Genomic DNA, 8717 nt, shown 5'->3' with positions numbered 1-8717 from the left:
TTGAGCGGTATCCAGAGTTAAACAAGGCATATAAATTATCCCTAAGACTAGGCGAAATCTTTAAAGTATGTAAAAGTAAGGAACAGGCATTTAAACGGCTGGCATTATGGTATAATGATGTTGAAGATTCCGCAATAGAAGCATTCAGAACTGTCTCCAGATCTATACAGGTACATTACTTATCTATTCTAAACTTTTTCACTAACAGATCTACAAACGCATCTGCGGAATCATTCAATGCTAAGGTGAAAGCATTCAGGGCAACTTCCAGGGGAGTTAGGGATGTTAAATTTTTCCTATTCAGGCTTTCTAAAATCTATGCTTAAATCTCATTCCCCCCCAAGAATTCCGCTTGATCCCTGATTTTTCAAATCTCCGGGGCAAAATCCCCTTAAACAAAAAAAGACGACGTCTGGAGCAACGTCGCCTTTAATTAAGAAATAAATCTTGTACACCCAATAGGATTAACATACTTATTGATATTGATTTTGTTATCAGTAAGTTATGATCCGAAATATTTTTTAGTGTAAGCATGGTGTAAATATTTTGCAAATTATTGAACTTATCCTAACTGAGTTTAGCAAGAACCTGCTCAAGAATACCCTTTACAGATTTCAATTCAAGCTCCAACTTAGCAACCTTAGCATGTAGGTTAGCTATTGATTTAGGATTTGGTTTCTGGTTGTTTAACACTTCACCTTTTCCAGTAAGCAGCCAGTCCGGATCAAGATTATATTTTTGCGCTAAAACTGTAATCGTTTCGTTGTTCACCATAACGTGGCCATTAACCATGAGGTTTATAGTCTTAACGTTTTGATCAGTTTCTCTGGCTAGATCAGCTTGACTTCCTACATGTTGTTTGTAGAAGACTCTTAATCTTGCTCCAATTTCTTTTAGATCATGCATATATTCCTAATATTGGTTACCAATTATCTTGTTTGGTGGAATTTATCCCAGTAATGTAATCAGTAATATATTTATTTATCATTGTTTCAAGATTTTCCTTACCATCCTTCAGTTTGAGTATTCCCTTCCTGTTGAAGATTTCTTTGTTATTTTGCCCATCACCTGGATTTACAGTTGCGGTTCTGAAGATGTCACCTGTATTTGTTGACATTCTATTTATTGTAGGATCTGATATTTTTAGTTTTCCTTCTTTAAACTGAAATGTAATTGTATAATTAACATCCCAACTTGGGTTTAACCATAGGTGTTTCATTTTAATCGCATTTTTGGCTACCGCATTAATTGTGATAGTTTCATTATCAATTGTGCTCAATACCTCTTTAGGTGAAACATACAAGCCAGAAAGATATATCAAAGATTTTTTATAAAGATCTTGTTGGCTTTTACCTGGTGATTCAACCACTATGTAGTTTTTTGTACTATCTGCGGAGCTGATGAAACCATTAGGTGTTAAAGTAAACCCAGTCGAATTGCTCTGAGCTATTGATAGGAATGGCAGTAGGATAAAAGTTAAGAGTGTTAAGATTTGTTTTTTCATTTTTTGGTTTATTTAGAATTCGCGTTTAACAACGTTAAAAATTTGAAGGACATCATCCAAATGGATTTCATAATCTGGGTATAAATCTTTATTAGGGTTTAAAGAATGAAGCAAGATGACACCAGTATCTAAATCTTGACTTTTGATTTGCTTAACAACTACACCCTTTGATCGATGCACAAATACCCAGTTAGGATACTTGTGTGTGTGAAGTTTGCTCTGCCATAAATCTCTTTTAATTTCTCTACATGTTATGATACATCCATCCGGAATACTGTTTATAGTTCCGTCATCCATGCTATCTCCGTCCACCTCAAATGCGATGTATTTACCTCGATGGTATTTGCTTACTGTAATTTCGTGTCTAGGAAGTTCTTCAATAAACGTGTGATCGGCATATTCCATTAAGTATCCTGCTTTTGCTTGGTATTCTACCAAGGGGACAGACATTCTATATCTCCCTGGGCTTATTTCTATAAATCTGGTATTTTCGGGGTTTTCTTCGGGCAGTTCGCCTATAATTCTAGCATTTTCATATGGCTTTTTACTTATAATTCCGAAAACTTCCTCCTCTGTGGTGTTAAAGTGTGTAATTATATTAATTACAGTTTCCCTTGTTAAACTGGAAGATCCAAAATATTGATACACTGTATTTCTACTCACACCCAGCATTTCTGCTGCTTTTATTACAGATATATTTCTTGTTTTTAGGAATTCTTTAAATTTTTCTCCCTGATAATCAGCCATTTGAATAATTTATGTATCTATGTTACTAACAATGTAATTAGTATGATTACATTTGTATTGTACAACACAACAAAGATACTATAAAAGCCACAACTGGCATATACTAAATAACTACTACGAAAATGCTAACAGCAAATTACCAAAGAGAACACTTCGCCGGCATGATCGACAATGGTGTTGAATTTTTTGCTAAACCAGGGGAGATGGATGTACAGTGTTTGAATTTGGGAAAGGTTTACAACTCTTTCTGGGAGTTTCCGGAATGGATTAGGCAAAAGGTGACAGATGATATGAATAAATCACCATTGGCTATAAAAACGCTTAAAAGACACTGGAAGAGCCTTCCGGTAATCGACTACCCTAAGCAGTACACGTATTGCAAGTATGGCGGTCTTGATACCAGCCCAGATATAGATGTTGATGGCAACATGGGCCATTCTGAGTTTTTCGATTGTGGCAGGAGAGGGAAGTGTAAAAGTGAAGGGAAGCTTTGCTGCGTGATGAAGGTTAAGCACGGTGTTCTCACTAAAACTGAAATTGAAATAGTGCGTAGGGTGGTGCTTCCAGATAAACTTATCGCCCAGGAACTTGAAATTTCAAGTACAACAGTACTCACCCATTGGCAGAACATCAGAAGAAAGACTGGCTTTAGAACAAAAATAGAATTGGCGGTTTTCGCAACTAAAAAAGGAATGATCAAATGGATATGGTAATGGCGAAGATTAAGGTTATAGAGGCCCCAAAAGAGAAGTTTAGCTGGATTGGGCCACTGAGGAAGTTGGATAAAGTGAATGTACCTATTTATTTCTGGTATGCAGACCGAATGAAGGTTGCACCACTTATCAGTAAAGATATAAAATTCGAGTTTCCGGATCGGGAATACGAGACAGTTAAAGAGGTGATTAAAGGATTGGAATATTTAAAAGTTTGGAGGAATAAATAATGAAAGGAGTATCCATAGTAGAAACAGAACTTTTAGAATCACTTATCTGGACGATAGGTGATTTGAAAAACACTGTACAGAATACAGTTGCAGAGTTGAAGCAACTAAAAGAGCCTTACCTGACGACTCAGGAGGTCATGGCCATCACAAAATTTGGTGAGAAATGGGTCCAGGATAATAAAGATAAGATTGGCTTCACCTTAAAGGGTGGCAAATTAATCTTCAAAAGGAAGGATGTAGAGGCCTTTATGGATGAGGATTATTTTCAGGCTCAAAAGCCAAGAGGAAGAAAATTGAAACTCTAAACTTTATAAAAGCAAAAAGCCCCGGATTCGAGGTCCGAGGCTAAATATCAAGAGTTAACCCCTTAACATTTTAAAGCAACGCAAAGTTATGATTAATCAAACATCAAAACAAGCACAAGGATGCCTGCCAAAGGTGCTGGCTATTTCTTCAACATTTATCCCGACGGATTACAATAATTCTCCTGAAGGATTTAACAAATGGACCCGTCATATTAAAAGCCAGGTTCACGGTAATCCAGTACCACCCGAAAAGATGATTAAGTACCTAAAACTATTCCTAAATGTCAGAAAAGGACAAAATTGAGATTCGTTCAACAGTTGAGCTACTCCTAAAAAAAATAGATATCATGCTCATTGAGTGTGGTAAATTAAAAATAGGCATAGAAGGCCTAAAAAAATAATCAATCAAATAATTCCCCTTAATATTTAAAGCAAAATGAAAGATTTATTGAATATGTTCATTTCGAAAATGATCATTACCAACTTCAAAGGAGTTAAAAAGTTAACCATTGATTTTAAAGACATCACGAATATATACGCGGCAAATGGCGGCTTTAAAACCACAATTGCTGATGCATGGTTTTGGGTTCTTTACGGTAAGGATAGCCATGATCGTAAAGACTTCAACATTAAGAATACTGTTGATACCTCATTAAATAGGGGTGACCACGAAGTAGAGATACACCTTACAACCGGCAGGAATACAGATGTGTTCAAAAGGGTCTTTAGGGAAAAGTGGACAAAACCTAAAGGACAAAAAGATCAGGTTTATTCTGGGAATGAGAATTTATTCTATTGTAATGATGTTCCAATGCAAGCTAAAGAGTATGCAGCAAAGATTGATGAGATCATTGCTGAAGGTGCCTTAAAACTTCTTACCAACCCAAATCATTTTAATTCATTGAAATGGACTGAGCGTAGGAACATCTTATTTGAATTGGCTGGCAACGTTTCTGATGAGGAGATTGCCCAGGCGCGTCCGGAATTCATAACGCTTCTTGAGTCATTAAGTAATAAAACTCTTAAAGGGTATAAAAATGAGATCGCAGTTAAGAAGAAAAAGTTGAAAGACGATTTAACTGCCATTCCTCATCGAATTGATGAGCTTAATCGGTCGCTTCCAGAGGTTCAGGAGTATGATGCTATTGAGGTAGAGATAAGTGTTAAAAATGCAGAGATAGCACTTTTAGATGCCTCTATGACGGATACGACAAAGGCATACAATACCAAGTTTGAAGCTATCCAGGTAAAACAAACTACTATTCATAACCTTAAGACCAAGTTGAATTCAATTCGGCATCGTGTTCAGGTTGAGCTTACTAATGCTGCAAATGATATCAAAAATAAGCGAATTGAACTTGCAAATAAGGTCCAAGATGCTGAGCGAGATATTAAAAGCAAAACATTGTTAATTGAGTCTTCCGAATCAAAGGTTAAAGATTTAGAAGTTAAAACTCAACAATTAAGAGTTGATTGGTCCAATAAGAATTCTGAACAAATTAAGTTTAAGGAAGGTGAGTTTGAATGTCCTGCTTGTCGTAGAGAATTTGAAACGGAGGATATTGAATCTAAAAAGTCCCAGCTAGAAACTAATTTCAATTCGGCCAAAGAACGAGAGTTGAATGTAATTGTAGCTAATGCTAATAATCATGCAAAGGAAGTTACCTCAACAAATGATTTAGTGGCTATTCTAAAGAGCTCACTTGAAAAGTTAAAAGCTGAATTAGAGGCAACAAAATCTGAACTGTCAGAGTTTGACGAGAAAAATGCTGTTCCAATTGGGGGTGTGTCAATTGATTTTAAACTAGCAAAGGACCATGAATACGTTCAAATAGAAGGACAATTAACTGCATTGGAGGGACAGCCTGAAGATAAACCAGAAATTGATTTATCAGAAATTAAGGAGCAAAAACGCTTAATTTCTATTGATGTTGACGGGCTGAAATCACATTTAACAACTAAGATTCAACGTGAAAACGCCTTAAAACGTGTATCTGAATTGGAAAATGAAGAAAGCAATCTTTCTCAGCAAATTGCTGACCTGGAAAATATTGAGTTTAGCATTAATGAGTTCACTAGAGCCCGTATTGAGACTACAGAAGCTCGTATCAATGGGATGTTTAAATACGTCACTTTCAAAATGTTCAACATCCAGGTCAATGGAGAAGAGGATGAAACCTGTGAGACCATGTATAAAGGCGTGCCATTCTCGGATTTAAATACTGCAGGGAAGATCTGGGCCGGTATTGATATCATAAACACGCTTAGCAGGCATTATGGATTATCCGCTCCAATCTTCTTAGATAATCGTGAATCTGTTACAATGATCCCGGAGATCAACGCCCAGTTAATTAACCTTATCGTTTCACCGGAAGATAAAACCCTAAGGGTAGCATAGTAAATAATCAAATCATAAAAATCAATAATATGTCAACACAACTTTCTACACAGAGAAGTATTGCTCAAAGTTTCAATTTCTTTGATCCAGAACAATTCGATGTAATGCAAAAAATAAGCACGATGTTTTCTAATTCAGAACTAGTGCCTGATATGTACAGAGCATCTGATAAGGTTAGCGAAGCAAAAGCAAGCGCTAATTGCATGATAGCTTTATCGCTTGCTCAGAGAATGGGGGCGGATGCCCTCATGGTAATGCAGAATCTGGTTATTATTTATGGAAGGCCATCCTGGTCTAGTAAATTCCTAATCGCAACAGTTAATACCTGTGGCAGATTCGATGCTATAAAGTACCGAGCTGTAAATAAAGGGAAGTTAGGTGTGATACAGATGAAATCTTACATCGATAAACTTGCTCCTGGTACAGCAATGAAAGTTAAAACAGAATTGCTAACTCCGTTTGATGCATCGAATATTGATAATATTGAAATGGTTGCTTACAGCATTGAGCGGTCTACTGGTCAAGAATTAATTGGATCAACAGTGTCTATTTTGATGGCCATACAAGAGGGTTGGTATACCAAGAATGGCAGCAAATGGGTAACAATGCCCGAAAAAATGTTAAAGTACAGAGCTGCATCTTTTTGGGTTAATGAATACGCTCCAGAGATATCCATGGGGATGAAAACTGAAGAAGAAGCTTATGATATTGAGGACATAGATCATGTTGAGGTGTTTGACAAGTCAGTGAGTGAAACTATTGCTGCGAATGCAAATAAAACTCCCATTGATTTCCCAAATCCTCTGCCTCCTGTAGAAGAAACAAAATCGGCAATGCAGCCAAATAAGGCTTTTGATGAACCGGTAGGAGGTCAACAACCAAAAGCTCCATTTTAATGAAACTGAAAGTTGTAAGCTCTGGATCTGTAGGTAACTCTTATATCGTGCATAATGAAGATGAAGCACTCCTAATTGAATGTGGAGTCCGATTTAAGGACATTAAGCAATCTTTGAATTTCAACCTGAAAAAAGTAGTGGGATGCCTTGTGTCCCACTCACATCAGGACCATTGCAAAGGAGTTAGAGAAGTGGTGAATGCAGGAATTAACGTGTTTTGCTTATTGGAAACAGCGAATACCTTCGGTTTTAAAAGTCACAGGATTAAAGAAGTAATCCCAATGCAGTCGTTTATGGTAGGCAATTTTAAGGTGATGGCATTTCCATTACAGCATGATGTTCCTTGTTTGGGATTTATGGTCGAGCATAAAGATACTGGCAGATTCGTATTCATCACGGATACTTATTACTGCGAGTATAGCTTCCCTGGACTTCATAATGTAATCATTGAAGCTAATTATTGCCAGACCATTTTAGACGCAAAGTTAGCTGCGGGGGCTACTCCTGAATTTCTCAGAAATCGAGTATTAAAATCCCACATGAGCCTATCCACCTGTAAAGAGTTTTTAAAAGCAAATGACCTTACTTCAGTAAATAATATCCTGTTGATCCACCTTAGTGATAGTAATAGCCATGCTGAGCGGTTTCAGCATGAGGTTAAAGAACAGACTGCCAAAACAGTTAATGTTGCTTCCAAAGGATTGGAAATAAATTTTACTAAAACCCCATTTTAAAGCACAATATCATGAGATTAAAATTAACCAGGCCACTGGCCTTCTTTGACATAGAAGCGACCGGTTTAGACAAGCAAAACGATAAAATTATAGAGCTTGCAATTTGTAAGATACACCCTGATTACAGTAGGGAGGTGAAAACCTGGCTAATTAATCCAGGTATGCCGATCCCCGCAGAATCATCTGCAATCCACGGCATTTTTGATGCAGATGTAATCGACTGCCCGACTTTTGAGCAAGCTGCAGAAGAGATCTGGACTTTTATACTGCTGTGTGATTTTGGAGGCTTTAACAGTAACAGCTACGATATTCCCATGTTGTTTTTTGAATTCCTTAAAACAGGTCGGTTCTGGAATTATCATGCCTTTAGTATGGTTGATGCGGGTAATATCTTCAAAAGGAAAGAAGAGAGGACACTTACTGCAGCGTATAAGTTTTATTGCGGTACCGTACTGGAGAATGCACATAGTGCTGAGGCAGATATTCTGGCAACTGTAGAGGTATTTATTAACCAAATGGATCGCTATCCTGATCTGCCCTCAGATATTCAGGAACTTTCTTCCTTCTGTAATTACGGAAGAACCATTCTTGATCTGTCTGGTAAATTCACCACAGACAATGAAGGTGACATCATTTTCAATTTTGGAGGAAACAAAGGCAAGAAAGCAAAGTATGATTTAGGATATGTCTCCTGGATGTATGGGAAAGATTTTGCCTCAGATACAATGAAGATCTGCGAGCAATTGTTGGGCATTAATCAATAATGTTATGGTAACGATCAAAAACGGAAAATTTTACAAAGACGGGCAGGAGATGCCGGTAGAGTTTGGGAACCTTGAACAAATACAGGCGCTTGATTATATTGAAAAACATACTGCAGCCTTAAAAGAAGGCTTGATGTTAGATCCAGATACTGAGACAGTAGTCACCTTTAGGGATCATTTCAACTGTTTCTGTGGCCAACTCATATTTTTGGAAGATTCTTCTGAAAATGAGGACGACGTACAAGTGCTAGCTGGTAAGGTTCTAAAATGCGCCTGTAAGAAACACCAGTTCAAGACATATATGGAAGACGGGTGTTTGATGGTTAAGAAAACACCATAAGACTGCAATCAATTCTACAATATTAATAGTTCAATTTTTAACCCAGGCGGAGTGTAACAAGCTTTGATCGGTGTCAGTCGCTCCGC

General features: G+C 37.2%; 13 protein-coding genes. 10 read left to right on the top strand and 3 right to left on the bottom strand.

What is annotated here, in order from left to right; translation table 11 throughout:
- On the top strand, positions 1–326 hold a 326-nt coding region (locus GM920_RS07950), incomplete at its 5' end, for a transposase (protein ID WP_182955239.1).
- A 241-nt stretch (positions 327–567) separates the two neighbouring features.
- Here GM920_RS07950 and GM920_RS07945 read toward each other — a convergent pair.
- Genes GM920_RS07945 through GM920_RS07935 form a run of 3 tightly spaced genes read right to left on the bottom strand, consistent with a single transcriptional unit; the run spans position 568 to position 2251 of the window.
- The gene (locus GM920_RS07945) at positions 568–906 is read right to left on the bottom strand and encodes a helix-turn-helix domain-containing protein (RefSeq protein ID WP_182955236.1); all 339 of its coding nucleotides are present in this window, start codon (positions 904–906) and stop codon (positions 568–570) included.
- A gap of 16 nt (positions 907–922) precedes the next feature.
- Positions 923–1504: a DUF4468 domain-containing protein gene (locus GM920_RS07940; RefSeq protein ID WP_182955233.1), complete on the bottom strand. Its 582-nt coding sequence runs from the start codon at positions 1502–1504 to the stop codon at positions 923–925.
- 12 nt (positions 1505–1516) lie between these two features.
- Entirely contained in the window at positions 1517–2251 is a 735-nt protein-coding gene (locus GM920_RS07935; RefSeq protein ID WP_182955231.1) for a LexA family transcriptional regulator, read from the bottom strand.
- Between the two features lie 122 nt (positions 2252–2373).
- On the opposite strand from GM920_RS07935, the gene GM920_RS07930 reads away from it, so the two are divergent.
- From GM920_RS07930 to GM920_RS07895, 9 genes are all read left to right on the top strand, one after another.
- Positions 2374–2964, top strand: coding sequence for a response regulator transcription factor (locus GM920_RS07930; protein ID WP_182955228.1), 591 nt, complete (start codon positions 2374–2376; stop codon positions 2962–2964).
- Positions 2964–3194 (top strand): hypothetical protein, encoded by a 231-nt coding sequence (locus tag GM920_RS07925; protein WP_182955226.1) that lies wholly within the window; start codon positions 2964–2966, stop codon positions 3192–3194. The genes GM920_RS07930 and GM920_RS07925 overlap by 1 nt, the downstream gene beginning before the upstream one ends.
- Positions 3194–3499: a helix-turn-helix domain-containing protein gene (locus GM920_RS07920; RefSeq protein WP_182955224.1), complete on the top strand. Its 306-nt coding sequence runs from the start codon at positions 3194–3196 to the stop codon at positions 3497–3499. The genes GM920_RS07925 and GM920_RS07920 overlap by 1 nt, the downstream gene beginning before the upstream one ends.
- 88 nt (positions 3500–3587) lie before the next feature.
- On the top strand, positions 3588–3803 hold the full coding sequence (locus tag GM920_RS23700) for a hypothetical protein (RefSeq protein WP_235964467.1): 216 nt from the start codon (positions 3588–3590) through the stop codon (positions 3801–3803).
- 132 nt (positions 3804–3935) lie between these two features.
- A complete protein-coding gene (locus GM920_RS07915) occupies positions 3936–5897 on the top strand; it encodes an AAA family ATPase (protein ID WP_182955223.1) in 1962 nt (653 codons plus the stop codon).
- A gap of 29 nt (positions 5898–5926) precedes the next feature.
- Complete coding sequence (locus GM920_RS07910; RefSeq protein ID WP_182955221.1) at positions 5927–6793, top strand: recombinase RecT; 867 nt, start codon at positions 5927–5929, stop codon at positions 6791–6793.
- Positions 6793–7527: an MBL fold metallo-hydrolase gene (locus GM920_RS07905; protein WP_182955219.1), complete on the top strand. Its 735-nt coding sequence runs from the start codon at positions 6793–6795 to the stop codon at positions 7525–7527. The genes GM920_RS07910 and GM920_RS07905 overlap by 1 nt, the downstream gene beginning before the upstream one ends.
- Positions 7528–7538: 11 nt before the next feature.
- Positions 7539–8291 carry a 3'-5' exonuclease gene (locus tag GM920_RS07900; RefSeq protein WP_182955217.1) on the top strand — a complete coding sequence of 251 codons (753 nt, stop codon included), beginning with the start codon at positions 7539–7541 and terminating at the stop codon, positions 8289–8291.
- A gap of 4 nt (positions 8292–8295) precedes the next feature.
- Positions 8296–8631: a hypothetical protein gene (locus tag GM920_RS07895; RefSeq protein ID WP_182955215.1), complete on the top strand. Its 336-nt coding sequence runs from the start codon at positions 8296–8298 to the stop codon at positions 8629–8631.
- Positions 8632–8717 lie beyond the last annotated feature (86 nt).

The organism is Pedobacter gandavensis (assembly GCF_014172405.1).
GTDB classification, from domain to species: domain Bacteria; phylum Bacteroidota; class Bacteroidia; order Sphingobacteriales; family Sphingobacteriaceae; genus Pedobacter; species Pedobacter gandavensis.
The sequence above is the reverse complement of the archived record's forward strand: the minus strand, read 5'-3'. Positions and strand labels throughout refer to the sequence as shown.